We start from the raw sequence: 23,357 nt of genomic DNA on the forward strand, positions 1-23,357 counted from the left end.
ATGGCGAGTTAAATACTCGCCATTACCACACCTTCAGGAGTATCTACCGCCGTATAATCAACACCTAGCGCATCGAAGTGCGCTAAGCCACAACGTAATTTCATTTTTTCTATCTCACGCAGTTTTTCGTTATCGAGCGTTGATTTTGTTTCTCGGATTAAATACAGCTTTTTATCATCCTCCAGAACTACTGCCCAATCGGGGTTATAGTCACCCACCGGCGTAGTCACCCTGAACCAACCGGGCAACTTGCAGAAAAATAATACGTTCTCTGCCTCATCCAACAATTTTGCGGTTTCCTGTTCGATGGTGGATTGAAAAACAATATAGTCATCCGGTGTGCGACCAAGGTCACCGCCATCCGAGTTCAAACGCGTGACTTTATAGAGATTATCAAGGTAGGTTTCCAATTCATCATGCTGGAATTGCTTAACATCGTAATACTGCCCATCCAGCTTTTCGTATTTAATGTCTTCCGTTAATAATTTGTTACGCGCTTTTTGAATTTGACGTGCAACCTGCGTCATAAATGCTTGTGGATTAAGTTTAAATTCTGCCAACCGCCCACAATCCTTCAATATTGCTACGAGCGTTCCGCGCGTTAGCCCTGTTTCACGCTGCAAGAATTCCAATATATCTGGCAGGGCATCGTGAGAATTCACATAGTTTGCTTTGGGCGTCTGCAGTTGGCGCTCCGCCACTACGCCCGCCTCGGTAATAGCAGCCAAGGTGTGGGATGACAACAAGGTCACTGGCGCAATTTTGGGCATGAGGTTTATCTGTGCCAAGGATTCTGCGATTAATGCCTCCGTACTGAATTGAATCCGATAGCGGGTTTTGTGTTTGATTTTCTCCCACAGCGCTTGAAAATCCGGATTTAACTCAACGCGCTTATTGTATTTCACCGCCTGTCGATCACGGTTATTCACCACGCGCCCTTTAAACAAAAAGCTTTTTAATTTATCAGTGATGGCGGGTCGAATAGGAAAGAAATTTTCTGGTACATCCAATACAAAGCCCGGTTGTTCAGGAGTAAATTGTTGGGTGATATCACCTTGCGAATCCAAATAACCTTTCGCTTGCAACGCAGACCAAAGTATTTGTGACTGCTCCTGGCCAAGCGGTTCACCTTCAGCGATTTGTAAGCCAGCAAACGCAATGGGCTTCACGCGCCCAAACTTGAAGTCACCACCCACATCTTTTTCAATTTCAGTTTGCAAGTTGCGTGCATAATGCTCAAAGGATTCGTTCGCCACTACGGTTAAGCGATTTATTGAGGAATCGTAAATTCGCTCACCGTTGGCATCAACTGCTAAGCGCAAACCGCGCCCCAATGTTTGGCGGCGTTCGCGTTCACTACCAAATTCACGCAATGAACATATTTGAAAAATATTGGGGTTATCCCAACCTTCACGTAATGCCGAGTGGCTGAATATAAAACGTAAGGGCACCTCGTCAGACAACAATCGCTCTTTGTCTTTCATAATCAGGGCGTAGGTTTCATCGTCCGCGCTGGTAGTGCCTGATGTGTCTTTCAGGCCGACAACTTTGCCGCGTTTTTTATCGGCAGAAAAATAGCCATCATGAACGGCTTCTACATCACGCTTGGGCAAGCTACTGAATTGCGGTAATGCAGCAATCTGCCGATAGGCTTCTTCAAACCAGAGCGCGAGCTTACCTTTGTGGGGATTACCCTGTTCGTCGTAATAGCGGTAGTTATCGACCTTGTCGATAAAAAATAGCGAGAGCACCTTAACCGCTTTTCCGGCTTTTTGCAGGTTGCGCTCTTTTTTAAAGTGCTCCTCCACCGTTAGGCGGATTTGCAGTTTCATCACATCTTCACTCAATCCACCCTGTTCTTGTTTTGGCTCAAACACCTTGTTGTTGGCAAAGCGAACATATTCCGCGCCCGGTTCTGCATAAATTTCATCAACCACATAACCTTGATAGCCGCTGCGGTTGGTGTTATCTGCTAAATCTGTGCCCTGTTTTAGCTTTACGGTTTTTTCTTTGGTGCCATTGGGTGTGTCTTCAAAAATAGTGACTTTGGCGCTGGGCGTTTTTGCTTTGCCCTCGTAACCTACCTGATCCAACCGCAAAAACGCCTGATTGATATTTTGTTCCGCCTCAATCGATGAAACCGCGATTTGTTTTACCAGTTTGGCATCGTAGGCTTTTATTGGCCCTAACTCATACACCAGGTTGTAGGGGTTTTTATGGGTGGCGGAATAACGCAGAGCGCACAAGGGTTTTAAATTACTAATGGCGCGCTTGGCTTTTACCGTGTTATCCACACTTTGCGGTTCATCAATAATTAATACCGGGCGCACCGTTTGAATAAACTCAATGGGGCGACGGCCAGACATGCGATCTTGATCCTGGTGAATCACGTTCAGCTTTTTACGTTGCTCATCAGTTAGCTGAGCGTAGTCTTCAATATCGCCAGCATCCTTTTGGAAGGCTTGGATATTGATAATTAATATTTGAACCGTATTGGCGGTTGCAAACTGCCGTACCTTGGAAAGGTCAGTGGATTTATACACATAATGATCAAAGGGTACATTGTCATACAGACTGCGAAAGTGTTCGCGCATTGCCTCAATAGAGGCGAGCACACCTTCACGAATCGCAACCGAGGGCACGACAATAATAAATTTCCGCAGGCCGTAATGTTTATGCAACTCAAAAATACTGCGCAAGTAAACGTAGGTTTTGCCGGTGCCCGTTTCCATTTCAACCGAGAAGTTGGGAAAGGTGTAACCATCATCGGTTGCGATTAATTGGGGCGAGAGTTCAATGTGGTTGCGCGTTTGGATCTGGTGTAAATTTTCCAGCAAGGCACCATTGGTTTGCGCCTGCACCATAAAGTTGGATGCATTGGCAATACCCAGTTCGGTATAAGTGCCTGCTTCACGGGGCATACCGTTAAACAAATTAACCACGGAGTCGAGGGCGTCTTGCTGATAGGCCAGCTCGGAATTAAATTTTAATTTCATAACCAGCCTTATACCGTGCGGAATTCAATTTGATCGGCTTTGTCGCGGCCTTGGTTAAAATCAGCGAAGGTAGCAATGGCATTGGCTTTGAGTTGGTCATTGCCATGAAAGGCGCGATCCAAACAAATAAACTGCACCGGTTCTTTTGCCAATACGGCATCAATCAAATTTTGCTCGATAGTATCTTGCAAACAAATTAACCAACCGCCCTCACCAACCGAAAATACGGCATGGTTTGCCAGCTCAATGAGTTCGATTTTCTCGGTAGGCATAACACCGGCTTTTATCAGCAGTTCATACAGAATATCTTCCTGACTGGCGTTGGGGTCTATATGGTCAATATGCAATTCAAACTGCTTGGCCAGTTCATCAACAGCAATATCTTTTGCGGGCGCTTGCCAGTGTTTGAAGTTAGAGCGACCCAACTTTAGAACCTTGAACCCAAGATCAAGATTACCCTTGCCTTCAAAATCTAATTGGCCGGATATTTCATCGCGAATTTTTTGACCTGCGCGGCGAATACGTTCTTTACCAATATCGGCAACACTTACAAACCCCGTAGAAAAGGCATTAGATTTTTCGTCCAATCGCTCAGGAATTTGAACTTGGATGTACTTTATTCGTACACCCTTGTCCATGCGAAAAGCCATACAAGCGTCAGCCGTTGATGAAGAGCCAGAGAAAAAATCCAGCACTATATCGTCATCACTAACTGACTGTTCCAAGATATACTTAATTAAACCCTTTGGCTTAGGAGTGTCAAATATCCCCTTGCCTAATACCTCTTTAACCTCTCTGGTTCCAGATTCATTAGAAAACTCTGGCCCCAGCCAAATAGATTTGGGCTTTATTCTTTTCACTTCTCCATCAACATCGGAAAAGTCAACCTGAAAAATATCCCAACGCTTTTCACTACCTACTTGCCCAGCGATTAATTCATCTACTCTATCAAAAGCTGTTGGTGCACCCCACCGCCAGCGACCATCGGAATCATCTGATAGGAGGGGATAAACTTCTATAGAAAAATCAGAATCCTTGTTAAGACTAATTTTTTTATTAGTTGGATTAACATAAAAAGGATAATACATATTAGGACGATCTTCCCTTCTCGCATTTGCTCCTCTTTTTCTTAAACCCTGCAAACGATATCTTCGCCCTTCTTCATCTATCTCTGGATATTCCTCAAGATAATCATCGGGCAAAGGAACGCCATATGTTTTAAAATCGTTTTTTGAATAGGCCAATAAATAATTGTGAGCGTTAGCAAAATGCTTGTCATCGCTCCTTCCTTTCAGATTGCTTACCACAGAAATATTACCTAAAAAGTTCTCCTCACCAAAAATCTCATCACACATCCTGCGCAAATTTTCTACTTCATTGTCATCAATAGAAATAAAGATCACGCCATCTTCGCGCAGCAAGTTGCGAGCAAGATAAAGGCGCGGGAACATCATATTGAGCCATTTGGTATGGAAGCGGCCTTCGTTGGCGCTGTTGGTGGAAAACTTTTTGCCATCGTCACCGCTTAAACCTGCATAGGACAAATAGGTTTCCAGCGACTCGCTAAAGTTATCCGGGTAAATAAACTCTTTACCAGTGTTATAGGGCGGGTCTATGTAAATCATTTTGACTTTGCCGTAATAGGCTTTTTGCAGGAGCTTCAGAACTTCTAAATTATCGCCTTCAATAAACAGATTTTCAGTCTTATCAAATTCGACTGATTCATCGCGGCAGGGCTTTAAGGTGGCGCGGCTTGGCTCTTGAATCAAGCGCAAACAATCGCGTTTGCCCGGCCAGTCCATGCCATAGCGCTCACGGCGGTTATCGTATATTTCTGAAAAATTACCCAGTTCAGCCTTCAGGCGTTCGTAATCAATCGCCTCAACAATTTCACCTTTATCATTTTTTATTTCGGTAAATACGCCGGGGAAAAGCTGCTTTAATTCTTGTTTACGCTGTTCGGCAATAGCGAGCGATTCACCGCTCATTTGGGTATTCAGGTCAGTCATGAAGAGATCCGTTTTTCAAAATAAGGGATTGCGGCTTAATTGTTTTGCACTGAATGCAAACTACAGATCAATCAAGCCGTTTTTTTCTTTACTGGCAGCATAAATGGTGAGCAACAATTCTTGATCGCTCGACATACGATACTCAGGCAATTGCAAACTGAGTTTTTGGCTCTCGCCAATAATAGTGGGTACACCTTCGCCACGCCGTTCAATTAATGCTTGCTTACCTGCAGCAGGGTTTGCTTGGTAGTAGCGGCTTAATAAATTCACAATCGTTTCATTGCGAGTGACGGTGTTTTCCATTAAACCGTCGATAGTTAAACTATTCGGTAAAGCACCGGGTGTAAAAATTTCTATTCTATCGGCAAACATATGCACACGAATTTTGCTGCCGGTAATGGAATAGTCCCGATGAGCCACAGCATTCACTATGGCTTCGTAAATAGCACCCAAGTGGTATTGCGGAATATCGATACGACCGGGGCGCTTGACTGCTTCAATACGCATATTTTTGCGTACAAAGTCAAATGCACCATTGATTTGCTGATCCAGTGGGCCGGTGTAATCTGCTGCATCTAATTGATGTTCGGCGTAACGCTCATTACCACGGTAAGCCACACACTGAATGTACGCACTGCGCAACCATTGGCTGGGATCTGCAGTTAATAGCAATACACCTGTAACAGAAAGGTTAACCTCGCCATCATCGCCATTAGCGGTTAAATGTAATTTATAAAGTTGATCACGCTCCGGCGTTTCGGCTTTCAAAAATCGCTGCTTAAGGCTTGTATCAATATCAGTGAGACTGGTACGCGGCACGGCTACTTCATCAAAACGAATCAGGCGCGATTGGCTACGCTGCTGAAATAGGCGTGCGAGCACATCGGGCTTCATTTCTTGTTTGGTTGAACCCACACGCTGGTAGTAACGCCCTGCACTACTGTGAACCATAATACTGCGCGGAACTTCTACATAAATAACCGTTTTCAAGTCACCTTCACTATTCGGAAGCTGCAATAAATAGGTATGGATATTGACTGGAGGATGAATGGATTGCTGACTGATATTTACCAGCCATTCTTCAACATTCGTAACCTTGTCATCTGGAAGCCCCTCTACATTGCGGCTTTTATCGTCTACGCCAATCAGTAAAGCGCCACCCTGCCCATTAGCAAAGGCAGCAATCTCATGTGCCATTTTATCTTTGTTTGGATCAAGTACAGAATTACCCTCCATACGCACGGATTTGAATTCAATACTGGAATCCTCACCCAGCCGAATGTAAAAAAGTAAATCGCGGGTTAACTTTTCACGATCCATAAATATTCCTGCCAGAACTTGCTGTATTCGAACTAGTCATTACCCAAGCCGGATTAATCATTAAGAGTCCAGCGAATCGTAAACAACACTTCAGATTCGTGTGTGGTTTCAAGCTTTGCGTAGATTTCATCGAGCAGTTCGTCTTCTTGCTGCTCTATACGCTGTTTGGATTGGTTGTATTCAACAAAGGCTTCATCTCGCTCGCGCTCTTTTTGTTTGAGCTGTTTTTTTGCTGCAAGTTTATCGGTTAGGGATTCCAATTGACGTGCAGCTTTCTTTAATGCTTTTATTTCTTCTTCCAGCGAATCCAATGTCATTTTTAACGCTTGGCGACGGTCTTCTGCCCATCGCTCTAACTTCGTACTTTCTTGCTCAAAATAGACAGTTAATTGTTCAGTCGTTTGTGTTTGAGCCTTATCCAGTGCAGCTACAAACACTGGCTGCAAGGGAGCATCATCTATTGTGATATTTTGTGCTTTCACTTGTGCCGGAATACGCAATAAATGTGAGGCATCATCTTGCGCCAATACGGCTCCAGCGTCAGTAATCGCCAGCACCAATAGGTGCTCCTCCAATGTACCAGCAAACTTAAAAGTTAACTTAACTAACTGCAAAACTCCCGACTGGCCGATATAAGGTTTCAGTGCAGTGTAGTGTCCTTCTAATTGCTCATAACTAAATTCAAGTTGCGCTTTTGGTAGTGGCTGGCGAGCTTTTGCCTTGTGCACCAAATCCCACGCAAGAAAATGCTCCGTCGATTGCAAGCGAAAAAAATCTGATGCATTTTTTTCAGCCTGATCCCAACTTAAATCATAACGATTGCCTTCCCATTCAAAATGGTTGCGATTGAAGCTGGCGCCAGACAATTCTGCTTTTGCCAAATCCAGTAGCACATGCTGGTATTCATCAAGAAAATCTTGCGAATTATCACGGCGGGATTTTAAGCTGGCTACAACGTCTCTATCAAAATTATTCAGCAGCGTTTGCCGGGCATTTTCCTCCCTTACAGCCAAGACACCATCCATATCTTGCTGCAATTGATTAAAAGCATATTCAATTTCTTCATCGGTTCGGCATTTTTTATATATATCGTAAATACGTTTTTCTATATCGATATTGCTTTCAATTGCACCCAATATTTCATCAGATGCGCCAAATACGCCTTCAAAGAGTTTTAGTTTTTCATTCAGTAGTTCAAATACGCGGTAGTCGGCAGGATTTTTTCGGTTAACAAAATTCACGACTACCACATCATGCATCTGCCCATAACGATGAACACGACCGATACGCTGCTCGACCTTTTGTGGGTTCCAAGGCAAATCATAATTAATGAGTAGCGAGCAGAACTGCAAGTTAATACCCTCACCACCTGCTTCAGTAGAAATTAAAATGTCCGCTTCATCGCTTTTAAATTTACTCACCAACGCCGCTTTCATATCTGCCGCTTTTGACCCGCTAATACGAGCAGTTCCCGCATTGGCAACTCGCCATGCATTGTAAGTAGCAACCGAATCAGAATCATTGTTGGAACCATTAAGAAGAACAATTCGTCCCTTATAGGCGCTTTCCTCTAACAGATTTTTAATATATTGCTGAGTACGACAGGATTCCGTAAATATTACTGCCTTACGCTTTCCGCCCAGTGCCTCTGTCATAGCAAATGCTTTTTCCAGAACACGAACGAGCGCTTCACCTTTTGCATTTTTTGTGATTTTTTTGGCTAGCAATTGGTATTCCTTCAAATCACCAATCTCTAGTGCCAAGGCTGAGCTATCCACCACACATTGTGCATCATCACCATCTTCCTCCTTAAAGGAGTCTGCCCAATCATCCACTTCTTCTAGATCCGTTAATACATCCTCTTCCAGTAACTTTTTCTCTTCGAGCCGCTTAATCATTCCGCCCAAGGTATCAGCTACCGCAAAACTGGACGATGCAAGAATCTTTCGAATGCCTACCGCGACCAAATCTTTCGCTTTGTGATTGAAAGCCTGATTATTCGGCTGCGCCAGATAATCTGAAAGTTTTTGGTATAAGTCCCATTCTTCTTCTGTTGGAGTAAAGTCTTGCGTTAGTGAGTAGCGATTGGTGAACTTAATGCCGCCTTCTTGCTGCACCTGTTTGCGCAGGGTTCTATGACACAGGGGCTTAATGCGTTCCTTTAAGTCAACTAACCGTTTTTTATCGGCAGAACCGTAAAGAATGCGGAAGGTTTTCTCGTCACCAAAAAAATGTTCGTCGATAACTTGTGAAAGCCCATAAAGCTCCATCAAATTGTTTTGCAAAGGCGTCGCAGACAGCAGTACCTTTGACTCCGCATGCTTGGTCGCCTCAACCACATCTTTAGCTCGTTTACCTGCGGATTTGTATACGTTGCGCAGCTTATGGGCTTCATCAAATACAACCAGGTTCCAACGCACATCACCAACCAGTGCTTTTTGCCTGGCGACGAATTCATAGGAGCAAATGACTATTTGCTCCTCCTGAGAAAATGGATTTGGTTTGCCTCGCTTTTTCTGCTCACGCGCAACATTTGCATCCAGAATAATGGAAGGCAATTCAAACTTATCTGCAAGCTCCTGGCTCCATTGCTTGCGCAGAGAGGCAGGGGCAACTAATAGGATATGGCGTTTTTTCTCCGCCCACTTTTGCGCCATGACCAAACTGGCTTCAATCGTCTTACCAAGGCCAACCTCATCGGCGAGTAATACCCCACGCGCAAGAGGAGATTTAAGTGCAAAACAAGCCGCTTCCACTTGGTGCGGGTTCATATCAACACGTGCCGATGCGATGGCACGGGAAATTTGCGATTCGATACGCCCGGCAAGGGTCAGCCAATGCGCAAAATAAAGACTTTGATAATGAGTGAACACGTGCTTACCCCTTCAACCCTGAGTGCTGTTGCTCAAGCCATTGATCTATCGCCTTTTTTGCAAAACGCCATTGCTTACCTAGCTTCTGCCCAGGAATTCGACCTTCCTGCACAAGCTTATACAAGGTAGATTTGGGGATTTTCAGGTAAGCAGCCAGCTCTTCAAGCGTTAGCACCTGATCATTTGGGACGCCGAGCACCATACGACCTCAATTTGTCGGTTATTACTAGTTTTTAGTGGTTATTAGGATAATTGAATGGAGCGATATAGCAAGAGGAGATGAGCGAAAAGGGGGATGAAACAACGGGGCCAACCCCTAAGTCCCCACGCCAAACACAGCCCATTAATTAGCTCTCATCAATATCGTAAAAATGACTAATCACAAAGCGCGCTTTTGGCAGCAAGCCGTTTTCTTGCGTATTGCTGTAGTAAGCTTGCCAGTGTTTAACGCCACTCCAAAACGTTTCGGGGGCGGAGAGGTTGGCGTTTACGCCGGGGGCGAGATCGAAGCCGTTGGCGTTATAGAGTTGGTTGAGCATCATCGCCGAGGGGAAACCAATTTGCTGCATAAGTGGATTGGCGGCATTGCCAGCGCCCCATACAAATGCCAGCCAGGGCAGAATATTTTCTACTGCGTCGTAACTCACCCGTGCTTTTTGATAATCCGCTAGCGATGCAAGAATTTTTTCCTGCGGCACAGGAATGGCGAGCAGCGCCAGATTGGGAAAATCTTTTTGGCTGGGCAAATACTTTAAGGGCAACTCGATTAATCCATTGCGGGCGGGTGCATAGCTGGCGTTAGCGGGTTGGAATAGCGGCAAATTAAAAAAGCGCGCTTGGGTAAAATCACCCTGCTCGACTTTTAACAGCGCGCAGTCCGACCAGTAGGAAGGCAGCATGTCACCGCGCAAATGGGATTGCGCGACACGCAAGCGAAAGGAGGCTACATCCTTACCTCCGGCCAACACCACAAAACTCCATTGGCTTGCATCCGCCAGCGCAAAACTCTCATAGGCGCGTGGCAGCCATTGCAAATTGCTTTCGCGATTGGTGCGCGCTAGCGGGTATACGTCGGTGTGCACTTGGCTTTGGGTTGCGAGGGTTTGTTTGATCATGTTCCTTTCCTCAAAAAAATCACATTATTAAAAACTATTTAATTTAAACGGGCCGCAGCTCTTGCTGTAAGCGCGACGCAATTTTTCATCCGCATCGGTACACACATAATCTACGCTGAATTCAATACCGGCGGGCGTCGCATGAAAGCGCAGCAGTGCCACATGGTCACCGCGCTGACGATGTTTGACACTGAGCCGCAAATTGGAGAACTTCAGTTCATTCACTTCGGCCGCAATCGGATGGCAGGGGAAGTCCTCGCCCTTACCAAACAAGCTGCGCCAATTATTTCTAACGAGCTTGTATTCATCCACACAGTTGGTATCGATCAAACGCGACGGCGAGGCGATCACTTCATAAAAGAGGGTATTGCCGCGCACATTTTTACCCTCGACTATGCGCCCCCAGTGCACATCACCGGTGATATAAATCACCGGAATTTCAGCGGCAAATAATTCGGCGAGCGCCGTGGTGATCAGCGCAAAATCGGCGTAGTTGGGCATTTCCATATCGGCAATTTTGCACGCCCAGGGGCCGGGGGTTTCAATTAATAGGGCCTGCCCCGAACTGAGCAAACCCACAGCGGCGTGCCCTTGTTGTTTGCGCTGGAGCAAATCGTTTTTCCATTGCCCAATCGCCGCATGAGTTGCGGCATTAAACATCTGCACGCCGTCGTCATCGCGCTGGGTGCGCCCATCCAAAAACAACATGCTTAGCGGCGCAATATCCTGCCGGAAAAAACCCGCTGCTTGCGCCGGGGAACGCTGGTAGCGCTCATATAAACGATTGGCTAACTCAGCCCAATTGGCACGATCCTGTTCGCAGTGGGTATTGTCCAACTGGGCTTGGAAGAGCGGAAAGTTATTCCAGAATTCGTGATCGTCCGGCACACAAAGCACTGGGCCTTGGCGCAAAATATTGGCCAACCCCGGCTGTTGCGCGCTGTTGGAAAACCAATTGAGTTGATATTTTTTCCCCAGCGTTTTTGCCAACGCCGTTTTGTTGCAGGGTAAATCTTGTTGCGAGGGCAGATCCAGATACACCTGATCACCCGCAAGCACCGTGAAATCCGGCGCGGGCTTAATGTGTTTTATCACATCCGCCAATGCGCGACTTTTATCATTGGGTTGGTAATAACAGGAGGAGAGCAGCAGGTTAAAACTGGCCGCATTTTTTAGCGGCAATTGTTGTGGTGGTCGGCGGCTACTGAGTGTGGTCACACAGCCATTAGCGCTAACCGTGACCGTGAAACGCTCAGCGGTATCCGGCCACGCCAATTTAAAAATCCCGCGATAGTTAATCGCTTTACCGCGCGCATCGCAGACTTCATCACCCAGCGCTTCAAAACCCGGCGGCAATAATTGTGCGGCCACCGGCTGACCGGCAATTTCAAAAATCACTGACGGCGGAGGGTAAACCGCCAACATGCCGACCCAGATTAATAATTCATCCGGGCGCCCCACTTGATTGTACGCAAACAGCTGCACCTGATTTCTCCCTGCAGATATGGCAAGGCAGCACTATATACCCGAATTTGAGCCAGGCAAAATGCAACAAAGCCGGCAAGTGCCGGCTTTGTTAAATGACATACAGCTCAAAAACTTACTGCGGCATTAAACGTAACACCACCACGCTATGGGCAGCCATGGTCAGGTTTAATTTTTCTGCAGTGGAGCCCTTGCCGCCATTCCAGATATCGCGCCAGTTGAATTTTTTCTTATCAAAGAAAATCTCATGTTTGCTGATATCGTCTTTCATGTAGTGAAAGCCCCAATCCAGACTGTAATTCACTGTGGTATCCGCGCGATTCAAAAAGAGTACGGCGTAATCGCCTTTCTCCAAGGGTTTGACATAAATTTCGATATCGCCTTCATCAATCCATTTCATCGCCTGAATGCCCAGTTTGTCCTGATTAATGGCGAGCATGTCCTTGTTGGTGAGAATTTTTTTGGTGGCCTCGCTCATCTTGCGTAAATCATTACCGGCGATCAGCGGTGAGGCCATCATCGCCCACAGGGAAAAATGTGCGCGGTCTTCGTCTTCATTCATGCCGTTGCCGACTTCCATCATGTCCATGTCATTCCAATGGCCGGGGCCCGCGTATTTACGCAAACCGGCTTGTTTATCCAGAATGGGTAATACGCCCCAGGACGACCAGGAACCGTGGTTGTGCTCGCAATTCCAGCAGGGGTAAATGTCACCCGTGGTGCGCCATGAATGACCAACGTCCGTTGCCCACTCCCAAGGTTTGTTATCGCCCCATTCGCAAATGCTGAATAACATAGGGCGGCCCGCTTTATGAATGGCATCGCGCATGGTGGCGTAAGCAGCTTTGGGGTTGATGTCTTTGGTATCGCACCAATCGTATTTCACGTAATCAATGCCCCAACTCGCATAGGTCACCGCATCCTGATATTCGTGGCCGCGACTGCCTGGGCGACCGGCGCAGGTGGTATTGCCCGCGTCAGAATAAATGCCGAGTTTTAATCCTTTGCTGTGAACATAATCTGCCAGCGCTTTCATGCCCGACGGAAAACTCTTTTTATCGACCTGGATAAAACCTTGTTTGTCGCGCTCGCCGTGCCAGCAGTCGTCGATATTAATATATTCATAACCCGCGTCTTTCATGCCCGATGCCACCATAGCGTCAGCCATTTCGCGAATCATTTTTTCATTTACATCGCAAGCAAAAGTATTCCAGCTATTCCAACCAAGCTGCGGGGTTTTGGCGAGATGCTCAAATTTTTGCGCACTGACGCTCATGCTGGCAGCCAATGCAAATCCGAACAGACCAGTGTTTATCAATAGTTTTTTTATCATGGTGTTGACCTTTTTTGTCGTGAGGATATCGTCGAATACATCATTATATTAATAATCTGATAATTTAATACGGCGTTAAAAAAAACTGCAATTTTTATTGCAGTTTTTTACTGACGCAGCGTGCAAATTATTTCGGCTGAAAACGCGCATTAAACTCTTTCATAATGGCAATAGTAGATGTATCGGTATCAAACACACCGTACATGCCCTGCTCTTCTTGTGGCGGGTCACCCATAAAATCGTCGCCCTCTTGCCACCAGTAGTTCGCGCGTGTGGTGCGGCCATAACCATTCCAGGCCCAAATGTTGTAACCCGCACTCGGTTCACCTTGTTCAAGGCTCGCCAGCATCAATTCAAATACACCGCGAAAATAGTTATCGCGATATTCGGTGGTGGAATCCATCGCGTAGGAACCCATATCGCGATCCAAACCAAACTCTTCCAACACCAAGGGTTTGTTTAATTGTTTGGCAACATCAATGTGTGCACGCATATAGTTCTGTGCTTTTTCCCACGCCGATGGCCAGGTTTCTGCGGGTTTGGTTTTATCAAACCAGCTCCAGTTGCGAATCCACATGTGGTAGGTGAGGTAATCGATATCCGGCGTGGCGTGCGCATCAATAAATACTTGCATGTCATTCACTGATCCCATTTCACCTTCACTACCACTGCTCACTAAATGATGTGCATCCAAAGTTTTGATATAAGCCGCAGCAGCGTGAACCCAATCGATATAAATTTGTTTTTCTTCCGCCGTCGTTTGTGAATTACCGGGGCGCGGCTCGTTAGCCAATTGCCAGGACATAATCGTCGCGTCATCCACATAGGCTTTGCCGTTAATGCTGTTCACGCGGGTAATAATTTTTTCCAGCGTTTTTCGATATTCCTGCTGCGCTTTTTCGCTGCGGTAGAAACTCGCTGACTTGGCCATAAAGGCTTCCCATTCGTTAGTCACGTTCGGGTCTTGCACTGGCTCGCCTTCAATCCAGGCCATGTATTGAGTCATACCGCCCGACCATTGCCAGAAATTATTAAAATACAGCACCACGGTCATATCGCGTTTAGCGAGTTCAACTAATAAATAATCCAAACCTTGCAAAAAGGTTTCATCGTAGTTGCCAAAACCATTGGTCACTGCCGGTTTTACCGCTGAATTAATTTCACTTTTTTCGGATACAGCTAATACACGCAAATTATTTACGCCGATGGCTTTCAAATTATCTAGCTCTTTCGCCAGGCGATCGCGATCGCCGACTTCGTTGGGCGCACCAAGATAAGCCGCGTACCACATATTTACGCCGGTAATCACATAGGGTTTACCCTGCAGCTCAAAGTGCCCACCGTTGGCGCGCACAAAATGTTCGTGGGCAGGCGATGTTGCAACATTGGCCGCAGGTACAACTGCTGAGTTACTTTCTGCAACGGGTGTTTTTTTATCGCAGGCAGCTAACAACAATATGGATACAAATCCGACAATAACAGCAATAATATTCTTCATTATTTTTCCAGATTAAGTTGTGTGTACAGAAGCATCGCCCTGTAAATAACGGATCGCTTCCATCATGGCGCGGCCATTATGGTAGGGGCATTTCCAAAAACCCACTTTGTAATAGGGTGTGGCGCTGGGCGCGTGCAGCCGCGACAACCACAACCACTCACCCGACTCATTATCAATTTGATATTTTTTAATAAAGGCCCACACCGCTTCCGCCGCCGCAAAATATTTTTGTTCGCCACTGACACTGTAAGCATAAAGAAAACCCACTAACGCTTCTGCTTGTACCCACCACACGGTGTCGTTATTCACGGTGGCACTGGCAAAATCGTAAGAGTCCACCACCTGCCCCAACTCGCCAATGCCTTCTTGCAGCGTCACTTCGGCGATACGAATTAATGTCGGTGTAAGCGCGCGCGTATAGGCTTCGTCACCCAGCGATTCCAATGCTTTGGCAATTAACCAGCTGGCCTCGATATCGTGCCCATAGGTATAACCGGGTGAAAAATCCTTCCACTGCAGATCCATAAACATGCGCAGATGGTGCGTGCTTCTGTCGATAATGTAGCGATCAAACATTTCGATGTTGTATTGCAGTGCCGCGCGAATTTCTGCACTCGGCTGCGCCTGATACAAGGTGGTATAAGCTTCAAGAATATGCAGATGGGTATTTTGCGATTTGGGATAATTCAAATCTTTGTCGCTGAGGCGTAAGTCCTCAATCACGCCCCAGTCGCGGGTAAAGGCTTCAAGGTAGCCGTGATGGGTGTGATCAATAGCGTGCTGCTCAACTAACTGAAAACATTCCAGCGCGCGCGCGAGTGCCTGCGCATCGCCCGTGAGCTGGTAGTAAGCGCAGAGCGCGTAAATAGTAAATGCCTGGGCGTAAACTTGTTTTTTGGTATTGATCGGCGCGCCCGCCGCATCCAGCTCCCAATACACACCGCCGTGCACATCATCAAAAAAATTCGCACACAAATAATGGTATGCGCGCTCAGCACAATCGCGATAAACCGGGTTATTGATTTGCTGCGCGGTTTCACTAAAAAACCAAAGAATACGCGCATTCAGAATAATGCCTTTACTGGCAGAGGGAACAGGCAGATTGTCTGCACCCACTTCACCGTAAAAACCACCCTGTTGCTGATCGATAGTATGGGTAGCCCACCAATCAGCAATAGCGCTAAGTTCTGCGCGAAATTCTTGTTGCAACACAATGGCAGATGAAGGAAGCATGGCGGCGTTCATGGTTTAAACCAAATCCTTCATTACTTGCAAATTCGCACTGATTAATTCATTGCGCACCGCAACCGATGCCGCTGAACGCAGGCCATCTTCCGGGGTATTTTTGCAATAGTCGATCAGTTTTTCCACGGTAGACGTTGCCACGTGCATGCGTGTATCCGATGAGGCGTAATAAATAAACACTTCATTTTTTTCGTTCGCAATCCACCCGTTCGAGAAAGCGACATTGGACACATCACCCACCCGTTCAGCACCGTGCGGTGCAATAAAATGTCCGGCAGGGCGATGGGTTACTACCCAGGGGCGCTCCAATTCGGTCATGAACATGTAGAGCACATAACGTAAACCGGCGGCGGTATTACGCACACCGTGGGCGAGGTTCAACCAGCCTTCGGCAGTTTTAATCGGCGCAGGGCCTTGGCCATTTTTAACTTCTTTAATGGTGTGGTAAACCTTGCCATCCACAATCACTTCGGATTTCACTTCGGCGCGAGTCATGTCGTCCACCAGACCCCAACCAATACCACCACCGGCGCCCACGCTGATAAAACCGTCTTGTGGGCGGGTAAACAAACCGTACTTGCCGTCGATAAATTCCGGGTGCAATACCACATTGCGCTGCTGACCGGAGTAGGTCACCAAATCGGGCAGGCGCTCCCAGGTAATTAAATCTTTGGTGCGTGCAATACCACATTGCGCTTCCGCCGCAGAGGTATCGTTCGGGTGATTTAAATCTTTGCGCTCGGTACAAAACAAACCGTAGATGTAACCATCCTCGTGATTGGTTAAACGCATGTCGTACACGTTGGTATCGGGGCGATCTGTTTCCGGCATGGTGATGGGGTAATCCCAAAAGCGGAAGTTGTCGATACCATTTGGGCTTTCCGCAATCGCAAAAAAGGATTTGCGATCCACACCTTCTACACGCACCGCTAAAATGTATTTACCGTTCCAATACATTGCACCGGAATTAAACGCGGCATTAATGCCCTGGCGCTCCATTAAATGTGGATTGGTTTTTTCATTTAAATCGTAACGCCAAAAAACCGGAGCATGTTCGGCGGTGAGAATCGGGTTTTCGTAACAATCATAAATACCGTTGCCATCGCGTTTTACAGCATTTTTTTTCGTGATTAGCGTTTCATGTTGCTGCAGTAAGGCTTTTGCTTTTTCTTTAAAACTACTCATGTTTCAAATACTCCAATGAGTTTTTCCAGTGTGTCATTCTGATGAGTGTTTCATCACACATCGAACTTATAACGTAATCGTTTACACCCGTAGTTAAAATTTTTTGTGCTGCAGAAAAACCGCAGCACAAAATCGCTATCAGGGCTTGCTTAATAAATGCTCGTCGTTAGTACCCTGCAGTGCAGAGGCAGGAATATCCGCCGGATAATCTTCCAGTTTTTGGTACCAGTTAAACCAGAGGAAAATGCTGGTGATCGCTGCCACAACCATTGCCGCGATAAACTCTGGCCAATGTTTGATAACCATAAAAATCGGCGCGGCGACCAGCGAGGTTTGCCACACAATCCCCACCAGTACATTGACTGCATCACGGGCAAAGTTTTTGTTGGCGCCCACCTGCGGATAATCTTTTTGCACTTCCGCCAATACCGGTGCCCAAAAACCCCAAGGACGCACTTTGGTGTAAAACTTTTTCAGCACTTCCATATCGTCCGGCTTGGTCAACAGCGAACCAATCACACAGGCAGCAATACAGGCGAGGAACATAAAGGGGAAAGCATTGATGGGTGCTATATCGGTAAAAATCAGCGGGAAGGCGATAGCGAAACCAGTCACCATGCCCCAGAAATAACCGTAGCCATTAAACCGCCACCAGTACCACTTCAATACGTTGGAGGCGGTGTAACCACCGTAAAGTGCACTCACCAACCATTGAATAACCTGATTGAGGGTGGGAATGAAAAAGCCAATCGCCACACCGAGAATGACAAACAAGACGGAAATGAGGTAACTCATTTTTACGTAGGTTTTTGGTTCGGCATCGGCATTGATGTAGCGTTTGTATAAATCGTTAACCACATAAGCCGGTGCAGCATTGACTGTTGCGGCAAAGGTGGACATAAAGGCCGCGAGCAAACCAGCGATTAACAACCCCAACAAACCGCTCGGCAAAATTTCACCGGCCAATACCATGGGAAGAATTTGTTCAAAATCGACATTCTCACCCATCGCATTTAAATCGCCCATAAATAAACCCAGCGCAAGCACCGTTAACCCGGTGATAAGCATGTAGCGCGGAAACATCAATACGACGGTAACAACACCACTCATTTTGGCGGCTTCTTTCGGGGTTTTAGCGGAGAGCACACGCTGCATGTCGTAAGTGGGTTGTGGGCCGGCCATGCTTTGCAACATGCCTTTAAACAACATCAGCATAAAAAAGATGGCAAATAATTCATAACCATCGGCATCAATTTTTTGTTGTGCGGCGGCGAGTTTTTCTGACCAATCCAAATGTAATTCCCAGCTGAATAAAATACTGGTCCAGCCTTCGGGAATCGCCGCATTTAACATTTCCGGTGAAATGCGCTGCATGGCAATTACTCCCACCGCGATGCAGGCAACAGTCATAATGAAAAATTGCAGCACCTCGGTAAACACTACACTGAACATACCGCCTTTCACCACGTAAAGTGTGGTGATGGCGGTGATAATCAGCCCGTAACACACATCGTTCATATGTGGGTCTGCAGCCAATTGCCAGGGCATAAATACCGCTGCAAATTTACCAATACCGATAAACCCGTAAGCAATAAAACCAATCACATTCACCAGCGCAAACAGCACCACAATTAAATGTGAGAGGCGTGCGCCCTTACCTTCGCCAAAGCGAAAGGTAATCCATTCCGCACCGGTCATTACGCCTGAGCGACGCAACCAGGCAGAGAGGAAAACCATCAAAAAGATCTGGTTAAACACCGGCCACAACCAGGGAATAAATACACTGGTGAGACCATACACAAACAGCAAATACACCAGCCACATAGTGCCGGAAATATCGAACATGCCCGACGCATTCGATAAGCCCAGTTGCCACCAGGACAGTTTATTGCCGCCGAGGAAGTAACTTTTTATATCTTTGGAGGCGCGACTGGAAATCCAAAAACCAACCACCAGAGTGGCAATAACGTAAGCGAGAATAATCGCTATATCCAACAGAGGAAGATTCATTAACAGATTCCAAATTTATTATGTGGATCGACACGGGTCGTTTTTCTTATCTGATTGTTACTTCCGTGCATCGCCATACAACCCCTAGCGGGCAGGCTCAGGAAAAACCGCCTAGGTAACAGCAGGGAGCAAACCTTTGAAAAAGATATAGCGCAACTGACCATAAGCACCTTAACAGCAAGCTAATGTAACCGTTTACATTTTATTTTTCTAGTCTCTTGTGGTGAGCTGTAGTAAATTTTCAGTCAAATAAGCAGTTTTTCGGACAAATCCATACCCACCCGCCTATCACCGGCACCCTAAGGTCGTTTTTTATGTCCAATATTCGCGATGTTGCACGCTTGGCTGGCGTATCCGTTGCAACCGTTTCACGTGCCCTGAGCAACCCCGAAAAAGTTTCTGATGAGAGCCTGGAAAAGGTTCACAAGGCTATCGCCCAAGTGGGCTACCGCCCCAACATGCTGGCGCGCAACTTCCGCTCAGCGCGCGCCTACGCGGTAGTCGTGCTGGTGCCCGATATAGCCAACCCCTTCTACTCGCTTTTTATTCGCGCCCTGGAAGACCGCGCCCAGCAAAAAGGTTATGCCGTGCTGCTGGGCGATACCCGCGGCACCCCCGAGCGCGAAATGGAGTACATCCGCCGCGTAGAAACCCGCCTGGCCGATGGCATAGTGCAGCTGCGCCCCAGCTCGGAAAAAAGCCAGAACAACATTCCGCCCGATATTCCCTGCGTGAATGCCTGTGGCTGCGAATACACCACCGGCCCGGCCATTCGTATCGACAACCGTGCCGCCGCCAAAACCATGGTGAACTATTTGATTTCGCTCGGACACAAACGCATCGGCGTTATCTCCGGCTTGAAAGACAACCCCCACGCCATTGATCGCCTGGAAGGTTATAAAGAGGCATTGGCCGAAGCAGGTATTCCTTTTGAGAAAGACCTGATTGCCGAAGGTGACTTCACCATGTGGTCCGGCCTGAACGCTGCCTTTCAGTTCTGCAATATGAAAGTGCGCCCCACCGCGGTGTTCTCGATGAACGACGAAATGGCAATTGGCGCCATGCAGACCTTAAAAAACCAGGGTATTCGTATTCCGGAAGATATGTCGGTCACCGGCTTTGACGATATCGCCTACGCCAAATATTCCGACCCGAGCCTGACCACTATTTCGCAACCCGCGGAAGAAATGGGCAAAATGGCGATGGATATGTTGCTGAAAGTGATTGAAGGCGAACCACTCAGCCAGCGCGAATGTGTATTGCCGACAGAATTTATTATTCGCAAAAGTACCGGACCATTGTTAACCAAAAAGTAAGGCTATATTTTTATATCATCAAACAATACAGCATTTAAATATTGTCATCTGCAATAAAAATTTATATCGATACAAGTAAATAAATAAGGCCAAGGGAGCATTAACTTCCTTGGCCTTATTTATTGATACGAAAAACTGTCAGGGTTTTAAGTATACATTCCAGTTGGAGCAAGATCCGTTAGCATAATATGCGGAACTGCCGGGATAAAAGGTACAAGTGCGGTTATTCCACCCATTGCTGTAATTGGTATAAACACCAACAACATAAGTGCCCGATGTACATGCAATGCTGTACTCTTGATAAAGATAATATCCTCCACCAGTGCTATATACCTGCGTAAAGGTACAACCTCCATAAGAATTACCGAGGACAGGGTCACCATACTCTGCTACTTTTTGATCTGCATGCGCAACAGCAGAAAGACCTAATGCCACTACAATAGCCGCCATAAATTTAAACTTCATATTAACTCCTTGTGTTAACTATTATCGGCCTTGCCTCATGCTTCGCTCTCGGGTGAGTGATAAATTTGGCCGTTATTTATCGCGATCCAACTCCCTTCCTACCGGAACTTTTTACCGCACCACTTTTATTGAAAAATGGAATTGCCCTGCGACGAGATATACACAACAAACTCACCTTTTTCCGGATTGGGAAAATAAGTGATGGAATAATTTGAATCTGGATTGTTACTAGCTAACACCTGCCACAGTGCACGATAAGCCTTATCGGCACTGGCATCATCCTGAGAAGGGATAGTTATTTTGCACGTCACTGACCGGCAACTCATGTGCGTGGGAATATAAGAGCCGAGCGCAGCGGTATCAGCAAAGATTGACAGTAATTTATTTTCTTCTGTAGCCGCCCATTGGTAATCGACAAGCTCGGCCTCGTAGCGAAGATTGGATTCTTCAATTAAGGATTTGCTATTTTTTTCACTTGCGAACTGCCTGAGGATATTAATCTGTTGCTGTTGTGCATCACGGGCTTTTACCAGCGCCTCTATATCTGCTGTTTGGTGTATTAACTGCACAGCTGGGGAAATTTCATTGGTCGATGCTGTTTTATTTTCAACAACCACTGATTGATCAGGAGAGAGCGGCGCAGATGCAGGAGGAAATACGGCAAGCGGGATAACATCATCCGCGCAAGTATTGACCGAAAGGTTGGGTGCGATGTAATGATTTTTTGTCACAGTAAACGTTATATAAAACGTCAAGGTGGCAGTTATAGCGATTATGCTGACAAATTTAAAATTACCCATCCGTAGCACCTGTTGTTATTAACACCCCAGAACAACATGCATACTAGACGACAAATAAAACCGCAAGCACAAAACCTAATTTAGATTTTTTTGGCGCGCAAGTTTCTTTTCATTAGAAAAAACAATTTTACAAAGCCAACAGAGAACCATTTTTTATCAATAAAAAAGCGCGCAGTAATTTTTTACTGCGCGCTTTTTCGTTTCTGGGAAAATATTATTTTTTTGCCGCTAACTCAAAATGATCAAGCAATTCCATTGCCGCCACAATTAAATGGTACAGCGTACTGGCGGGCGCGACATCTACGACCACTTCATCATTAGCACCGCGTTGATCAACATAGGAACCCGGTGTTGATGCGCAGAGATAATAGCTAAATAAGTCATCCACGCCTTTAATCGCAATCGCTTCAGCATCCGAATTTCCCTCACGGATCTGCACCAGACTCGCTTTAATTAATTCAGTGATTCCCCAGCACCGTTTGTTGGGGTCAATGATCTCGCCGGTGTAACTCACCGCATCAAATAACAGGCCGGACTTATCCATACCAATTTCCAAACCGCGCGCGTACAGCGCGTTGGTATAACGGGAAACCGGGCGGCCGGTACGGCGGTGATACCAATCGAGCAGCCAGACCCACTCCATCATATGACCAGGTTCAACCGTATCGCCTTTGGCATTGGGCAAACGCGTCCAGCTATCGTCAAAAAATTCAAACAAGACACCGTGTTGCTCATCAAAAAAGTGGGTTTGGAATAGCGCAAATAATTCGCCCACCCGCGCCAAATATTTTGCATCACCGGTAGCATCGTAGAGCGCAAGAAAGGCTTCAAATAAATGCATGTGCGGATTTTGGCGGCGACAGGCATAGTCGTAATCACCCTCGATCCAACCACCTACTACAGAACCAAAAGCGGCATCCAAATGGGCGATTAATTTATCGGCCTCCTGCAGATAAGCCGCCTCGTTAAATGCGCGATAACACCAGGCATTGGCGAGCAGGAAAAACGCGTGGTCATAGAGATCCTGTTTGGTATCTACCACCACAAAATCTTTGTTCAATAAGTGGGTATATCCCGCGCCTGCGGTAGGGTGTGCCGCTGCTCCATGCACAAACGCCAATAACTTTTTGGCAATATCCTTACCCTCCGGGCACCAGCCGCGATGGTAGGCCGCGGCAAAAAAGAAGGCTTGGCGAGCCTGTACCCGCACCCGGGTGCTGGACTCCAGGTCAGGCACACCCGCGGGAGTCAGGCGCTCGTAGTTAGCGCCGGTTGTAGGCTCTATACCACGCGCTAACCAGAGAGGCAGGGCATCTTGTTTGATCCAGTGTTCAAGGCGACTGGCCGCCGCACGCAATGCTTGAGACATAAAGAATCCATTTACCGCCAGATGCGGTTGCTGTGAGTTAAGTGGCGAATGGGGATTATGGCTGATTGAGTCGGCATTTTGCGCGGAGCCTTTAACAGGGCGCAAATAAAAAGCCCCGGAAAACCGGGGCAAAAAACACAACAGCGGGCTATGGCTTAACAATTAATCACTAACAACTGTCAGCAACGACCACAGAAAACAATGGATAAAACCACCATAACTGTAATCGATTACTAACAAATAACCATGAATAAAATGGCCTTAGCGGGGCTTATTATGGATAAAAATGTAATCGGTTACAAGTATTTTGTCATGAAAATCATCACGGGATTACGATT

Annotated in this window: 16 protein-coding genes; 1 reads left to right on the forward strand and 15 read right to left on the reverse strand. The window is 46.6% G+C overall.

All coding sequences use genetic code 11. The features are described 5' to 3' along the window. Positions 1-8: 8 nt before the first annotated feature. The 12 genes from NNX04_RS12705 to NNX04_RS12760 form a co-directional block, all read right to left on the reverse strand. Positions 9-2,996, reverse strand: coding sequence for a restriction endonuclease (locus NNX04_RS12705; protein WP_261946004.1), 2,988 nt, complete (start codon positions 2,994-2,996; stop codon positions 9-11). Positions 2,997-3,004: 8 nt separating this feature from the next. Further along, entirely contained in the window at positions 3,005-5,005 is a 2,001-nt protein-coding gene (locus tag NNX04_RS12710; protein WP_261946005.1) for a site-specific DNA-methyltransferase, read from the reverse strand. 60 nt (positions 5,006-5,065) lie between these two features. Further along, positions 5,066-6,325, reverse strand: coding sequence for an RNA-binding domain-containing protein (locus NNX04_RS12715; protein WP_261946006.1), 1,260 nt, complete (start codon positions 6,323-6,325; stop codon positions 5,066-5,068). A gap of 53 nt (positions 6,326-6,378) precedes the next feature. Next, a complete protein-coding gene (locus NNX04_RS12720; protein ID WP_261946007.1) occupies positions 6,379-9,081 on the reverse strand; it encodes an SNF2-related protein in 2,703 nt (900 codons plus the stop codon). A 121-nt stretch (positions 9,082-9,202) separates the two neighbouring features. Beyond that, entirely contained in the window at positions 9,203-9,400 is a 198-nt protein-coding gene (locus NNX04_RS12725; protein WP_261946008.1) for a helix-turn-helix domain-containing protein, read from the reverse strand. A gap of 145 nt (positions 9,401-9,545) precedes the next feature. Continuing rightward, on the reverse strand, positions 9,546-10,313 hold the full coding sequence (locus NNX04_RS12730) for a hypothetical protein (RefSeq protein ID WP_007639717.1): 768 nt from the start codon (positions 10,311-10,313) through the stop codon (positions 9,546-9,548). 27 nt (positions 10,314-10,340) lie between these two features. Next, on the reverse strand, positions 10,341-11,798 hold the full coding sequence (locus NNX04_RS12735; protein ID WP_261946009.1) for an alkaline phosphatase D family protein: 1,458 nt from the start codon (positions 11,796-11,798) through the stop codon (positions 10,341-10,343). A 115-nt stretch (positions 11,799-11,913) separates the two neighbouring features. Then, entirely contained in the window at positions 11,914-13,131 is a 1,218-nt protein-coding gene (gene aga27 / locus NNX04_RS12740) for an alpha-galactosidase Aga27 (protein WP_261946010.1), read from the reverse strand. Positions 13,132-13,258: 127 nt separating this feature from the next. Then, a complete protein-coding gene (locus tag NNX04_RS12745) occupies positions 13,259-14,629 on the reverse strand; it encodes a glycoside hydrolase 5 family protein (RefSeq protein ID WP_261946011.1) in 1,371 nt (456 codons plus the stop codon). 12 nt (positions 14,630-14,641) lie between these two features. Beyond that, entirely contained in the window at positions 14,642-15,874 is a 1,233-nt protein-coding gene (epiA, locus tag NNX04_RS12750; protein WP_261946012.1) for a cellobiose 2-epimerase EpiA, read from the reverse strand. A gap of 3 nt (positions 15,875-15,877) precedes the next feature. After that, positions 15,878-17,059, reverse strand: a complete 1,182-nt coding sequence (gene mgp130, locus NNX04_RS12755; RefSeq protein ID WP_261946013.1) for a 4-O-beta-d-mannosyl-d-glucose phosphorylase Mgp130 — start codon at positions 17,057-17,059, stop codon at positions 15,878-15,880. Between the two features lie 138 nt (positions 17,060-17,197). Further along, complete coding sequence (locus NNX04_RS12760) at positions 17,198-19,069, reverse strand: sodium:solute symporter family protein (RefSeq protein ID WP_007639702.1); 1,872 nt, start codon at positions 19,067-19,069, stop codon at positions 17,198-17,200. A 314-nt stretch (positions 19,070-19,383) separates the two neighbouring features. Between NNX04_RS12760 and NNX04_RS12765 the strand changes: the two genes are divergently transcribed. Beyond that, positions 19,384-20,385 carry a LacI family DNA-binding transcriptional regulator gene (locus tag NNX04_RS12765; protein WP_261946014.1) on the forward strand — a complete coding sequence of 334 codons (1,002 nt, stop codon included), beginning with the start codon at positions 19,384-19,386 and terminating at the stop codon, positions 20,383-20,385. A gap of 138 nt (positions 20,386-20,523) precedes the next feature. On the opposite strand, the gene NNX04_RS12770 is transcribed toward NNX04_RS12765, so the two are convergent. From NNX04_RS12770 to NNX04_RS12780, 3 genes are all read right to left on the reverse strand, one after another. Beyond that, positions 20,524-20,850: a hypothetical protein gene (locus NNX04_RS12770; protein ID WP_151054726.1), complete on the reverse strand. Its 327-nt coding sequence runs from the start codon at positions 20,848-20,850 to the stop codon at positions 20,524-20,526. A gap of 125 nt (positions 20,851-20,975) precedes the next feature. Beyond that, complete coding sequence (locus NNX04_RS12775) at positions 20,976-21,650, reverse strand: hypothetical protein (RefSeq protein ID WP_261946015.1); 675 nt, start codon at positions 21,648-21,650, stop codon at positions 20,976-20,978. Positions 21,651-21,864: 214 nt separating this feature from the next. Next, the gene (locus NNX04_RS12780; protein WP_261946016.1) at positions 21,865-23,019 is read right to left on the reverse strand and encodes an AGE family epimerase/isomerase; all 1,155 of its coding nucleotides are present in this window, start codon (positions 23,017-23,019) and stop codon (positions 21,865-21,867) included. Between the last annotated feature and the right edge of the window lie 338 nt (positions 23,020-23,357).

It is taken from the genome of Cellvibrio sp. QJXJ (assembly GCF_024452345.1).
Classification (GTDB): Bacteria; Pseudomonadota; Gammaproteobacteria; order Pseudomonadales; family Cellvibrionaceae; genus Cellvibrio.